The organism is Acidobacteriota bacterium (assembly GCA_004299485.1).
Taxonomy (GTDB): domain Bacteria; phylum Acidobacteriota; class Terriglobia; order Terriglobales; family SCQP01; genus SCQP01.
In genome coordinates, this window is sequence record SCQP01000002.1 from 1 (window position 1) to 12,955 (window position 12,955).

At 64.6% G+C, this 12,955-nt stretch carries 12 protein-coding genes; 4 read left to right on the forward strand and 8 right to left on the reverse strand.

The window, feature by feature from the left end; genetic code table 11:
• The 4 genes from EPN33_02815 to rsmA form a co-directional block, all read right to left on the reverse strand.
• On the reverse strand, window positions 1-4,442 hold a 4,442-nt coding region (locus EPN33_02815; protein ID TAN23767.1), incomplete at its 3' end, for a choice-of-anchor D domain-containing protein.
• A 187-nt stretch (window positions 4,443-4,629) separates the two neighbouring features.
• The gene (locus EPN33_02820) at window positions 4,630-6,732 is read right to left on the reverse strand and encodes a hypothetical protein (protein TAN23768.1); all 2,103 of its coding nucleotides are present in this window, start codon (window positions 6,730-6,732) and stop codon (window positions 4,630-4,632) included.
• A gap of 256 nt (window positions 6,733-6,988) precedes the next feature.
• Window positions 6,989-7,213, reverse strand: a complete 225-nt coding sequence (locus EPN33_02825) for a hypothetical protein (GenBank protein TAN23769.1) — start codon at window positions 7,211-7,213, stop codon at window positions 6,989-6,991.
• Between the two features lie 131 nt (window positions 7,214-7,344).
• Window positions 7,345-8,091, reverse strand: coding sequence for a ribosomal RNA small subunit methyltransferase A (gene rsmA / locus EPN33_02830; GenBank protein TAN23770.1), 747 nt, complete (start codon window positions 8,089-8,091; stop codon window positions 7,345-7,347).
• Between the two features lie 30 nt (window positions 8,092-8,121).
• On the opposite strand from rsmA, the gene trxA reads away from it, so the two are divergent.
• The 3 genes from trxA to EPN33_02845 are packed head-to-tail and all read left to right on the forward strand — an operon-like array spanning window position 8,122 to window position 10,296.
• Window positions 8,122-8,472 carry a thioredoxin gene (gene trxA / locus EPN33_02835; GenBank protein ID TAN24083.1) on the forward strand — a complete coding sequence of 117 codons (351 nt, stop codon included), beginning with the start codon at window positions 8,122-8,124 and terminating at the stop codon, window positions 8,470-8,472.
• A gap of 5 nt (window positions 8,473-8,477) precedes the next feature.
• The gene (locus tag EPN33_02840; GenBank protein TAN23771.1) at window positions 8,478-9,815 is read left to right on the forward strand and encodes an adenylosuccinate synthase; all 1,338 of its coding nucleotides are present in this window, start codon (window positions 8,478-8,480) and stop codon (window positions 9,813-9,815) included.
• Entirely contained in the window at window positions 9,790-10,296 is a 507-nt protein-coding gene (locus tag EPN33_02845; protein TAN23772.1) for a tetratricopeptide repeat protein, read from the forward strand. The genes EPN33_02840 and EPN33_02845 overlap by 26 nt, the downstream gene beginning before the upstream one ends.
• Here EPN33_02845 and EPN33_02850 read toward each other — a convergent pair.
• Together EPN33_02850 and EPN33_02855 are read right to left on the reverse strand one after the other, a co-directional pair.
• A complete protein-coding gene (locus tag EPN33_02850; protein ID TAN23773.1) occupies window positions 10,293-10,523 on the reverse strand; it encodes an addiction module toxin, HicA family in 231 nt (76 codons plus the stop codon). The genes EPN33_02845 and EPN33_02850 overlap by 4 nt on opposite strands.
• Before the next feature lie 13 nt (window positions 10,524-10,536).
• Window positions 10,537-10,800 (reverse strand): type II toxin-antitoxin system HicB family antitoxin, encoded by a 264-nt coding sequence (locus tag EPN33_02855; GenBank protein ID TAN23774.1) that lies wholly within the window; start codon window positions 10,798-10,800, stop codon window positions 10,537-10,539.
• A gap of 83 nt (window positions 10,801-10,883) precedes the next feature.
• On the opposite strand from EPN33_02855, the gene EPN33_02860 reads away from it, so the two are divergent.
• Complete coding sequence (locus EPN33_02860; protein ID TAN24084.1) at window positions 10,884-11,198, forward strand: hypothetical protein; 315 nt, start codon at window positions 10,884-10,886, stop codon at window positions 11,196-11,198.
• Window positions 11,199-11,211: 13 nt separating this feature from the next.
• Here EPN33_02860 and EPN33_02865 read toward each other — a convergent pair whose 3' ends face one another.
• Both EPN33_02865 and EPN33_02870 read right to left on the reverse strand, forming a co-directional pair.
• Window positions 11,212-12,642 (reverse strand): NAD(P)(+) transhydrogenase (Re/Si-specific) subunit beta, encoded by a 1,431-nt coding sequence (locus EPN33_02865; GenBank protein TAN23775.1) that lies wholly within the window; start codon window positions 12,640-12,642, stop codon window positions 11,212-11,214.
• 17 nt (window positions 12,643-12,659) lie between these two features.
• Window positions 12,660-12,953 (reverse strand): NAD(P) transhydrogenase subunit alpha, encoded by a 294-nt coding sequence (locus EPN33_02870; protein TAN23776.1) that lies wholly within the window; start codon window positions 12,951-12,953, stop codon window positions 12,660-12,662.
• Window positions 12,954-12,955: the final 2 nt, after the last annotated feature.

The following is a 12,955-nucleotide window of genomic DNA, read 5'->3' on the forward strand; positions in this document are numbered from 1 at the left end:
TTGGCCCCAGCGGCGACGCTGCTGCCGCAGGTGTTGGTCTGGGTGAAGTCGCCCGAGGCGGTGATGCTGGTGATGGCGAGTGCCGAGCCGCCAGAGTTGGTCAGCGTAACAGTCTGCGCTATGCCGGCCTGTCCGACCGTTTGCCTGGCGAAGGTCAGCGATGCTGGCGACAGCGTGACCGCCGGGGTGGCAGATTTGCCCGTGCCGGCGAGGGAAATCGATTGTGGTGAATCAGCAGCATTATCGGCGACGGTAAGCGAGCCAGCTCGATTGCCTGTCGTCGTGGGCTTGAAGGTGACCGAGATTATGCAAGCGCCCCCACCTACGACGCTGCTGCCGCAGTAGTTGGTCTCGAAGAAGTCGCCCGAAGCGGAAATGCTGGTAATGGCCAGAGCGCTCGCACCGCCGTTGCTGAGGACGATCACATGCGCGGGGCTGACCGAGCCGACAACTTGGCTCGCGAAGGTGAGCGATGTGGGCGAGAACGTAGCTACCGGATTTACCTGCAGGCCCGGGCCAAAGAGAGGGACTGCTTGCGGTGAATCGGAGGCATTGTCGGTGAAGGTGAGCGTGCCGAAGCGGTTGCCCCCTGCCGTGGGTTTGAAGGTGACGGAGATTGTGCAGTTGGCTGCGGCCGCTACGCTGCTGCCGCAGGTGTTGGTTTCGGCGAAGTCGCCCGCTGTGGCAATACCGGTGATGATGAGCGCCGAACCGCCGGAGTTGGTCAGCGTAATGGCCTGAGCCGCGCTGACCTGTTCGATCTCTTGACTAGAGAAGTTCAGCGACACGGGCGATAACGAGGCTGCGGGAGGGGCAGGCGTGCCGGTGCCGGAGAGGGCAACCGACTGTGGCGAGCCGGCAGAATTGTCGGTGATGGCGAGCGCGCCGGTTCGATTACCTGTGGCCGTGGGTTTGAAGGTAATGAAGATCACGCAGTTAGCGCCGCCTGCCACGCTACTGCCGCAGGCGTTCGCCTCGGAGAAGTCGCCCGAAGTTGTAACGCTTGTAATGACAAGATCGTTCTGGCCCGAGTTGGTGAGGGTTACCTCCCGCATGGTGCTGTCCGTGCCGACCGCTTGGCTCGCAAAAGTGAGCGAAGTGGCCGAGAGCGTAGCTACGGGATTTAGCGACAAGCCCTTGCCCAAAAGAGAGACCACCTGCGGCGAATTGGGAGCATTGTCGGTAAAGGTGAGCGTGCCGGTTCTATTCCCTGTGGCCGTGGGTTCGAAGGTGATCGATACTGTGCAGTTAGCTGAGGCCACCACGCTGCTGCCGCAGGTGTTGGTCTCGGCGAAGTCGCCCGAGGCGGCAATGCTGGCAATAGTGAGTGTCAGGTCACCGGAGTTGGTCAGCGTAACGGTCTGTGCCATGCTTGCTTGTCCGACCACCTGAGCGGCGAAGCTCAGGGAAGCCGGCGAAAGCGTGGCTGCAGAAGCAAGCGTTCCCGTACCCGAGAGCGATACCGACTGTGGCGAATCGGCGGCATTGTCAGTGAAGGTGAGCGTGCCGGTCCGGCTGCCCGAAGCTGTCGGCATAAAGCTGACCGTGATGGCACAGGTGGCCCCACCAGCCACGCTGCTACCGCAGGTGTTGGTCTGGGAGAAGTCGCCGGAAGTGGTGACGTTTGTGATGGCAAGAGCGTGGGCACCGCTGTTGGTGAGCGTAACCGTTTGCGTTGGGCCAGAGGAGCCAATATACTCGCTGGCGAAGGTGAGCGAGGTGGTTGAGAGTGTCGCCACAGGATTAATCGACAAGCCCATGCCCGATAGCGCCACGGTCTGGGCCGGGATCGCCGCGGTGTCGGCCACTGTGAGCGCGCCTTTGCGAAGGCCCATTGCGGTAGGCGTAAAGGTGACGGAAATGGAGCAAGTAGCGCCGACGGCAAGACTGGTGCCGCAGTTGTTGGTTTGAGAGAAGTCCCCGGAGGTAGTGATGCCGGCGAGGGTGAGTGCAGCGCCACCGACATTTCTCAACGTTACCGACTGTGCTGTGCCGGATGCGGCAATCGCCTGCGGCTTGAAAACTAGCCCAGAGGTCGAGACGACGGCTTCCGCCGTGTCTAGCGTGGCGGCGGGAATGCTCCAGGCTCCGCGGCCATGCGTACCCGCCAGCAAAATGGGATTAGCGTTTGCGTCGACCGCGAACGCGAGGCTGAGCACAGCAGCAGCAGGGAGATTGTCACCGACGCTCAGCCATTGTTCGTTGGCTGTTCCGCCATCCGTCGCCAGAAAAACGCCCACGTCGGTGGCAACGTATATGTTCTCCGGTGCGTACGGGTCGATCAGGATGGCGTTGATTGGAACCCCGGGCAGATCACCAGCAATGTTGACCGCCGTTTTCCCCCCATCGGCGCTTTTGAACAGGTAGGCGCTCGCTCCCAGATATCCCAGGCCCCAGTAAACCGTTTGGGCGCTCCGCGGGCTGACGGCAACGGCCGAAACCGGCCCCAGCCCGTTATCGCCTGGCTGCATCTGCGTCCACACGGGCTGGGTGGAAGTGGCATCGGCATCGCTGCTGACGGTCAGCGAGCCGTCGGAGGCCCCCACATAGACCACGCCGGCGGCGTTGGGGGCTGCTGCCAGCGCATTCAGATAAACAGGCGAGGCAACCAGGTCAGCGCTGATAGCCGCCCAACCCGCGCCGGTCGATGGAGGTACAGCCGGTCCTCTCCAGACGGTGTCGCTGGTGAGCAGGTAAATGTTGCTTGAATCTGCTGGGTTCAGAACGTAGGGGACATAAAACTGAGTGCCTTCGGTGATGGTGGTATCGGTCACAACCGGCTGCCAATTGGCGCCGCCGTCGTCGGAACGCTGCAGAGACACGTCGTAGTTTTCGGTGAAAAGCTGGCTGGGATCGGCTGGGTTCGCCGCCGTGTAGCCGCCGTCACCACCCCAGACCTCGCTCCACGTCGTGCCGCTGCTTGCGGTCGCCAGCGCCGTGCCGTTGTCCTGCGAGCCGCCAAAGACGGAACCCGGCGCGCCTGGAACCGTGCTGATGCTCTCGAACTGAATCGTTCCCAGTGTGGCGTTGAGGTTCGCCCAATCGGTGCCAGCATCGGTCGTGCTCCATGCGCCGCCGTCATTGGCGATGATCCAGGACTGTGGCGACAGGCACCAGACGGCGTGCTGGTCCGGATGCACAGAACCGGTTGTGTAGGAGTTGGTGAGGTTGGTCCAGGTGAGGGTGTTCCCCGAAGAGGCGGTACCCACCCACACGTCGATGCCACCCACGATGAGCTCCGTGGTGCCGGCCGGCGCCGCAATGTACTGGTCATACCAACCCTGGTGCCCTGCGCCGTTGTAGAACAACCCGTCCGGGAGATTGAGCGAGGTCCAGGTCTGGCCCTCGTCGCCGGACTCCATGAGTCCGGTGCAGCCGGCGCAATCACTCGCACTCAGCGGCTTGCCATCGGAATCGGCAACCAGTGCGAACAGCGTCGTGCCGCGAACCGCCAGCGAGGTGCGGCCTGCGTAGGTGTCCGGTGCGTACGGATCCGGCAAATCCGCCCACGTCTGGCCCCGGTCGGTCGAACGCTCGAATTGTCCATCGAGCGTTGCGGCATAGTAGTCCTGATCGGCTGGGTCGTAGATCACATCGGATACCCAGAAGGCGCTGTACACCTGTAACCAGGTCGCGCCGCCATCGTCCGATCGCACGATACCAAGAATTGGGCTGGAAGCAGTGGCATCCCTGGTGGCTGCGCCACTATAACCGATGCCCGCAATCAGGACCTGCGGATTGGTGGGATCGACCAGCAGGCTCGATACGGCACTCCCCAGAAAGTCCACGCCCGAGCCCGTCATCCACGTCTGGCCGCCATCGGTGGACTTAAAAACCCCGTCACCGTAGTAGCTGTCTCCGCTATAGTTGGCCTCGCCCGTGCCCACATAGATCGTTGTTGGGGTGGTTGAATCGTCGAGGGCGATGCTGCCGATCGATAGGCTGGGCAGGCTGTCACCGATCGGCGTGAATGTAGGGTTGGCACCGAGCGCGTTGGTCGACAACCATAAGCCTCCGTCGGCCCCGCCGAGGTAGACCGTATTGCCGGATGAATCCTTGCCCAGATCAACGGCGATGGCCGTCAGCCGCCCGGCGACGTTGCCCCAAAATGGATCTGTCTCCGGGCGCGGGCCCAATTCCGTCCAGTCACTGCCCAGTCCTGGCAGGCCATAGGCCCCCATGGTCGCCCCTGCCACAGGACTGCGCAGCCGGGGTCGCAGCACTGGCAGGCGCCGGGCTTCCGCTACGGCTTCGTAACGGTGCGCCGCCGGCGAAATAGCGTCGCGTGAGCGCCGCGTCCGCATGAACCATTGTGCCCGCTCGGAAGGGCGATCTCCGCCTGGATACGGATTGCGCTTCGGCGTCTGTGCCATCACTGTCGCCGCCAAAAGTGACAGTACAAAGGCAACCGCTAAACCGACCTGTCCCCAATTTTCGTTCATGCGAGTGAACTATCTCCGCTTCGGCGACATGCGCCCGCCCGCGCCGCTGGCGGCCCCACCACTTTGGGCAGCGCGAGGAGGGCCGTCAACTAAGGAATTGCTTATCTGTGTATAAGGCGCGAAGAGCTGCAGAATCAGCGATTTGCGTTACTATATGAGGTCGTGCCGGCGAGGTCCCGTGCCGCACTCAGTGCGGTCGCAGCGGGATGGCTTCGATCTGCAGTTCCAGGCGCGCCTGGCTGAGCAGGGGCAGGTTGCCGGGCGCCAGACCGAACCAATCGAAGGGCTGTACGAAGCCGGGTGCTGGGTCGGCCTCGCTCGCCACCACGTGGGGGCTGCCGCCGTTGACCGCGATCCGCTCGACGGCGACTGCTTGCGCTCCGAGTGTGACGAAAAACAGGCTCCGGCTGTCGGCCGCCCACGCCAGGAAGTCGCCCACCGGGTGCGGCCAGAACGTCTGCCAGCCACGCCCTGGGTGGTCGAGATCGTAGAGCATGACCGCGGAACCAAACCCCTGCAGCGCGGCGATCCAGCGTCCGTCGGGCGACACGCGCGCGGTGCGCATCCCTGCGGATCCTGGCAGCATGGTGTCTCGCTGGCTGGTGAGATCAAGGCGGTGTACGCCGCAGGTTGTGGCCTGCGTGCACGCCACGTTGGCGTAAATCAGGCTGCGGTTGTTCGGCAGCCATGTCGGTGCCCCCTGGCCGTTCCAGGGGTTGGGACTGGGTAGCGGCTCTGGCTTTGCCTGGCCGCGGGTTGCGGCCACGTACAACCGCCAGTTGCCCTTCGGCGGCAGCGCGGAAAAAGCCAGGCGCGTACCGTCCGGCGACCAGCGCGGCAGCATCGTCTGCTCCGGTGGGCCCGCGATCGCGCGCGCCTGGCTCCCGTCCGCGCGCGCGATCCAGAGCGATCCGTCGGCGGCCCGCACATAAGCGATCTGCGTGTGGTCCGGGCTGTAATCGAGTTCACGCACGCCCGGCAACGAGCGGGTGAATCGGTGGTGTGCCGGCTGCCAGCGCAGCAGTGATGTTGCGGACGCTTCCGCGTCCCCGATTAAAAGCCGCCCCTGGTCGTCCAGCGCAGGGCCGCTTGATTCTCCATAGTTGCTGCCTGTCCACAGCACTTGCGGTGCGGCTGGTTTGCCCCCTTGCGGAGGGAGCGTCACTGCCGTCACCGACTTCATCGAGGTACTCCGGTTACCGGTTCCGAGCAGCAAACGATGTCCGCCCGGCAGCCAGGTCAGGCCCCAGGGCGATGACTGATCTTGCAACGTTACAAGGTGGCGCGGCGGGCCACCGGCGGTTGTCTCCAGCCAAATATCGACACTGGCGGCGACAAGATTCTGCGTAGCGACCGCAAGGGTGCGTCCATGCGGTGACCATGCGAGGGCTTCCGCGTCGACTCGTGGGAACTTCGCCAGCGCGTGGGCGTGCTTTCCCTGTCCGTCCGCCAGCATGAGCATGTTTTGTTTGAGGAACGCAACAGAGTGTCCGTCCGGGCTCCATGCTACCGCGCCGCCGCACACCTCGCCGAACGGTTTCAGCTTTCCACCGCTGGCGGGCAGCAGCCAGTCCGGCGAGGGGACACCGGTATACTGGGTCTGGCCGATCGCCAGCGTGCTCCCGTCGGGCGATACCGCCAGCGCCTCCGGCTCATTCAGTCCCGACAGAAGCGGTTGAGGCGACCCGCCACCTTCGGCCACACGGAACAGTGTCTCGCGCCCCGCCAGACCTGCCGCCGTGTAGTAGAGGTACCCGTGAGCGTAGATCAGTCCCAGTATCTCGCCCCGTGTGACGAGCAGCGTGATTGCCGCGCCGACTCCGATCGAGGGTAGCGTGCTGGGTTGCCGCCCCCGCCGGAATAGAACAACACTCGTCAGAAGCATGGCTACTCCCACCAGCACGAGCGGCAACGCCCATTTTTGCCTGTGCACCGGCGCCACCACAGCGGAGGCATCAAGGCGGGGCGCGACAAAGCAGTAGCCCTTGCCGCGTACCGTCTTGATGAAGCGCGGATTTTCGGCGCTGTCGCCCAGCGCGTCGCGGATTTGCGCGATACAGTAATTGATACGCGCTCCAAACTCACCCGATACTTCGTCCGGCCAGATGTTACGGCGGATTTCCTCGCGCCCGATCACTTCCTGCGGGTACGAGGACAAAAGGTAGAGCAGTTGGCAGGGCTGCTGCTGCAGTTTGATCAGCATCCCTTCGCGCCGCAGCTCCCAGCGCGCCGGATCCAGCTCGTACAGTCCGAAACTGACGATGGGTGAAGATGGGGAAGCAGCTGCCATACAACGTGACCGGTAACGACCGCGGGGACCCGGACGGCCACATTGTAACACTACACTGACTCAGAAGCCTTGGCTCAGTAGTAAATCGACAGGTGCTGGCCGCCCAGGCTCATGCCAGTGAGATCAGGCGCCTTGGGCAGCGAGGCGTAAAACGCAATCTGCCCACCGCCCGTCGGATCCGTGGTGACTCCGGAAGCTGACGGCCGACGCCCAGGGCAAGCCGGCGAGCACCAACATTGGCAAGGTCGTCGAAGGCTCACTCGGCGGCAACGGCACGCCGGGCACGACGGCGGCGGAAATCACAGGTCTCGCGGGTGATATATTGCAAGGCGAGCTGGATTGCGATACCTGCCTGAATCATGCGCTGAATGTCGTTGTTCCAGGCTCCATGGACAGCCATCAACTCGGGCAGCAGGCGGTCGCGGTGGGAAGCGACGGAAACGCGCCGGGCGGACTTTTCCGCGAAGGCGTCAAGCTGCATGTCACGTGTGATGCTGCTGCTGTTCAGGCTCGCCTTAAAGCGCACCGGCAAGCCTGATTTTGTGTTCGCGTTTCACGAGCAGGAAGAAATTGGGCCGCGCATGCTGGTGAGAATCGCAAAGGCTACAGGCCTCAGGCCAGAGGATCTTTGAGGTTGCCCAGGTAAAGTTGTGCCCATTGGACGAGGGTGAGATCTTCGGCACGGGCGCGCGGGGGGAGACCGGCGCGGGTGGGGTCGGTGAGGTAGGTGGCGAGCTGTTTGCGCTTGTGGGCGAAGCCGCGGCGGAGGAAGGCGAGGAAGGGTTCGGGCTCGACGCCGAGGGCGGCGGCCTGCGGCGCCATGGTCAGGCGGACGAGGGAGGAATGCACTTTGGGTGCGGGGCGGAAGGCGCCGGGAGGGATGTCGAAGAGGCGTTCGGCGCGGGCGTAGAACTGGGTGGTGGCGGAGAGCAGGCCGAAGGCTTTGCTGCCGGGCTGGGCGGTGAGGCGCTCGGCGACTTCGCGCTGGACCATTACGGCGGCGTCGGTGATGCGTTCGGCATAGCGGAACAGGTGCAGCAGAATGGGGCTGGTGATGTAGTAGGGCAGGTTGCCGGCGACGCGCAGCGGCTCTGGGTCGAATTGGGCCAGATCGAGTTGCAGGATGTCGGCCTCGATGACCTGGACGTGCGTTTGCGGGAGGCGCTGACGCAGAGCGGCGGCGAGCGAGGGATCGACTTCGACGACCCAGAGGCGGCGGGCTGTCTTGGCCAGCTCGACTGAGAGGCCACCGGGTCCGCCGCCAATTTCGAGCAGCGCGTCGCTGGGGCCGATGGCGGCGGCCACACGGCGCAGCCATTGCGGCTGATAGAGGAAGTTCTGGCCTCGGGGAGCCTTCATAGGTTTCCGGTACAATACTACTTGGAGGAGATTGCCATGGCCGCGAATGTCGCCACGTTTACCGATGCCAACTTTGAGACGGAAGTGCTGAAATCCGACATGCCGGTGCTGGTGGATTTCTGGGCAACGTGGTGCGGGCCGTGCCGCCAGTTGGCGCCGCACGTGGAGGCGGTCGCCGGGGAGCTGGCCGGCAAGCTCAAGGTGGGCAAGCTGGACGTGGATCAGAACGTCCGCACCGCGGGCGCCTATCAGGTGCAGGGGATTCCGACGCTGCTGCTGTTCCGCAACGGCAAGGTCGAGGAACAGATTGTGGGCTACGTCAGCAAAGACGTACTGCGGCGCACGCTCGACCGGCACTTGCAGCCCGCGCCGGTTCACTAAGACAAATGGAAACCTGCGCAGTGGTGGTCGTCGGCGCCCAATGGGGCGACGAAGGCAAAGGCAAAATTGTGGACCTGCTGTCGTGCCACTTCGGCTGGGTGGCGCGCAGCCAGGGCGGCCACAACGCCGGGCATACGGTGGTCATTGGCGAGCGCAAGTTCGTGCTGCAGTTGATCCCCTGCGGCATTCTGAGCGGCGCGAAGGCGGTGATCGGCAACGGGGTGGTGGTCGATCCGCAGGCGCTGGTGGACGAGATTGCGGCGCTGGAAGCCGCAGGCGTCGAAGTGAAGGGACGGCTGCAGGTTTCGCGGCGGGCGCACATTATTCTGCCGTATCACCGCATGATCGAGCTGGCGGCGGAGAACGCGCCGGGGCGGGTGAAGATCGGCACAACCTCGCGCGGCATCGGGCCGGCGTATGAAGACAAGATGGGGCGGCGGGGGCTGCGGCTGCAGGACCTGTACGACCGCGAGTTGCTGCGCAGCCACATTACAAACGCGCTGGCGGAAAAGAACGCCATCGCCAGGGCGCTGTACGGCTCGGAACCGCTCGATGCGGGCCAGATTTATGAGACCTATGTGGCGCTGAGCGAGCAGATCCGGCCTTATGTGGCCGACACGGCGTGGACGCTGAATCAGGCGGCAGAGCGGGGCGAGTCGATTCTGCTGGAAGGGGCGCAGGGCGCGCTGCTGGATATTGATCACGGCACGTACCCATTCGTCACCTCGAGCAGCACCACCGCGGGCGGGGCGTGCACGGGAACGGGGCTGGCACCGACGCGCATCGGCGCGGTGGTGGGCGTCAGCAAGGCGTACTGCACGCGCGTGGGCGGAGGGCCGTTTCCGACCGAGGCCGAGGGCGAGTGCGCCGACGGGCTGCGGCAGCGCGGCAATGAATTTGGCAGCGTGACCGGACGGCCGCGGCGGGTGGGCTGGTTTGACGTGCCACTGATGCGCTACGCCGCCATGGTTAATGGCTTCGAAACGCTGATCATTACCAAATTGGACGTGCTCGATCAGCTTGAGCGCATTCCGGTGTGCACCGGCTATCGCATGCAGGGCAAGGCGACGGTTTCGCCGCCCGCGGCGGCGCTCGCCTGGAACAAGCTGGAGCCGCAGTATGAGGAGCTGCCGGGCTGGCAGACTAGCACCGAGGGCATGACGCGGCCGGAGCAACTGCCCGCGGCGGCGCGCGCGTATCTGGCATTTCTGGGAAAGAAGACCGGCCTCGATATCGCGATGGTGTCGACAGGCCCGGAGCGCGACCAGACGATTTCCATGCCGGGCAGCCGGCTGCCGCACATTCTGGAGGGTGCCCGTGCCCGGATTGCCGCCAGTCGCTGAGCCGACGACGGCGGCGGAATGGGTAGCGGAAGCGCGCCGCCTGCACGCCGAGGAGCGCAACAGCAGCGCGCTGGCGGCGGTTGAGCGGGCGCTGGCGCTGGATGCAGCATACGCGCCGGCCTGGCTGGGCAAGGCGCTGGTGCTGGAGGACCTGGAACGGTTTGAACCGGCGCTGGCGGCGTACGACCGGCTGATTGCCTGCGCTGCCGGCAATCCGGCGCTGCTGACAGCTGCGTGGTCGAATCGTGCGGGATTGCTGCTGCGCGCCGAACAGTTCCCCGAGGCGCTCGACAGCCTGAACCGGGCGCTGGAGGCTGACCCTGGCAACCACCTGCTGATGCTGAATAAGGGATTGCTGCTGCTGCAGGGGTTTGAGAACCCGGCCGAGGCGCTGCCGTGGCTGGAGCGCGCTGCGGCGGCGGGACTGCCGGAAGCGGAGGAGCCGCTGGCGTTCTGCCGCGAGCGGATTGCGCAGCACTAAAGCAGGCGGCGGAACTCGTCTTCCGTGAGGCCGGCCTGCTTCAGGATGCGGGATTTGAGCAGGCTGGGTGGCACATCGCCGGCGTGCATGGGGATGGTTACGCGGAGTTCTGGGCGGTCGCGGTGCAGAAGACGGGCGTGGCTACCGGTTTGATGATGAATGTAAAATCCGGCACGCAAAAGTGCTGCGACAACTTCTTTGGCGCTCAGGACCGGAAGCCGAGGCATCTAGCGTGCGCGTTCACACGATGACCGCGATGCGTTCGGTGGTGAGCGCGCCGATATCGCGCGGAATGGGCTCGCCCGTCTCGAGGGCGCTCTCGAGGAAGCAACGGATCGCATCCTTGGCCATGGCACGAGCTGCGTCGAGCGTCGCGCCGAAGGTTGTGATTTCCGGTATTGCGGGGACGAGTACGCCGTAGCCGCCCTCGGGCAAGGGTTCGAATACGACAGTGTAACCGTACTCGGTGGTTGGCCGGCGTTCGCCGTTGGGTGGGGCAGACATGGCTTACCGCCATTCTACATCGCGGGCGCGCGGCGAGGGCGCTCGGGCAGCGACTGATAGGCCGAAACTTGAGGGGTTCTGTGATGGATAACCGGGAGCTTGTCGATGGCCTGCCTGGTGCGGAGCTGGTGACGGCGGGCCTGGCGGATTACGAGGCGGGACGGCGCACGGCCGCCGGTCTGTTGGTGGCCATGGCGGAAGGCCGCCTACGACGCGCCGGACTGCTGAGCGGGCCAAGCCAGGACTGGCCCGATCCCGAACTGGCGCTGTATCGGGAATTGCAGCAACAGGGCGGCGATGCCTACTCTCGCTACAATGCACTGCGCTGCGAACTCGACAGTTTTCTTGCCGGCCTGAGTCGGCGGCTGGCCCGTGCGTCGGCTCCTGGCCGGGAGTGAACGCGTGGCGCCGTCAGGCGGCGGCGCCGAGTTCTTTGAGGGCGGCGATGAATTTGACCAGGACGGCCTGGGCGTCGCCGTAGACCATGTTGGTGTTATCGGCGTAGAAGAGTTCGTTTTCGACGCCGGAGTAGCCTTTGCCCTGGCCGCGCTTGATGACGTAGACCTGATGGGCGTGGTCGGCGTTGAGGATGGGCATGCCGTAGATGGGCGAGGATTTGTCGGTGCGAGCGGCGGGGTTGACGACGTCGTTGGCGCCGATGACGAGGGCGACGTCGGTCGAGGCGAACTCGTCGTTGACCTCGTCGAGTTCCTTCATGAGGTCGTAGGGAACGCCGGCTTCGGCGAGGAGGACATCCATGTGACCGGGCATGCGGCCGGCGACGGGATGGACCGCGAAGGCGACTTCGACGCCGGCGGTCTGCAGCAGTTTGACGAATTCCCAGAGCTTGTACTGCGCTTGCGCAACCGCGAGGCCGTAGCCGGGGATGATGAGTACCTTGCCGGCGTAGCGCATGGCGATGGCGGCATCGCTGGGTTCGACCGGCTTCATGGTGCCTTTGATTTCGCCTGAGCCGGTGGCGGCGGCGGTGGCGCCGAAGCGGCTGAAGAGGACGTTCGAGATGGAGCGGTTCATGCCCTTGGCCATGGCCAGCGTGAGCAGCGTGCCGGCGGCGCCAACCACCACGCCAGCGATGATGAGCACAGGGTTCTGCAGGACGTAGCCTTCGATGGCTACGGCAATGCCGGTCATGGCGTTGTAGAGCGAAATCAACACCGGCATGTCGGCGCCGCCGATGGGGATGGTGGCGAGCACGCCGAAGGCCAAGGCGACAACAAAATAGAGAACGACGACGGCGGTATTGGCCTGGCCGTTGGCGGCGAGGATGACATAGAGGCCGAGGGCGACGGCGATGCCGAGGGCGGTGAAGTTGGTGGCTTGCTGGCCCGTCCAGTGCAAGGTCTTGTTCATTTTGCCGTCAAGCTTGGCCCAGGCGATGAGGGAGCCGGAGAGCGAGACGCAGCCGATGAGCGCGCCGATGAGGGCGGGAATCAACTTGCCGGTGGTCAGCGCTTCGTGGCCGCTCAACTCGACGGCGGCAATGCAGGCGGCGGCGCCGCCGCCCATGCCGTTGTAGAGCGCCACCATCTGCGGCATTTGCGTCATGGGGACGCGCTTGCCGGTGATCCAGGCCCAGAGGAAGCCCAATGCCAGGGCAATGATGATCAGCGCCAGGTTGAGGCCGAGGTGCGGCTGCGCCGCAGGGGTGACGCCAAACCAATAGAGGAAGCTGGCGAGGGTGGCGATGAGGACGCCCCAGCCAGCGACGACGATGCCGTTGCGCGCGGTCACGGGTGAGGACATGCGCTTGAGGCCGAGGATGAAGAGCAGCGCGGCGATGAAATCGGCGGCGTCGATGATGAGGCGGGGGGTGGGGTGCATCCGTTTCTTCCTGGGGGCTAGCTCTTGCTGGATTTGAACATCTCCAGCATCCTTTCCGTCGAGACGTAGCCGCCGGCGCAATTGCCGGCGCCGAGGAGCACGCCCACAAAGCCGATGATCTGCTGCGCGGGCGTTACGGCGTTGAACAGGGCGTACATGGCGCCGACCACGACGATGCCGTGGACGAAGTTGGAGCCCGACATCAGCGGAGTGTGCAGAATAGCGGGCACGCGGCCGATGATCTCAATGCCGGTGAAGGCCGCCAGCATGACGATATAGAGGGCGACAAAGCCGACCAGCGTGGTTTCCATAG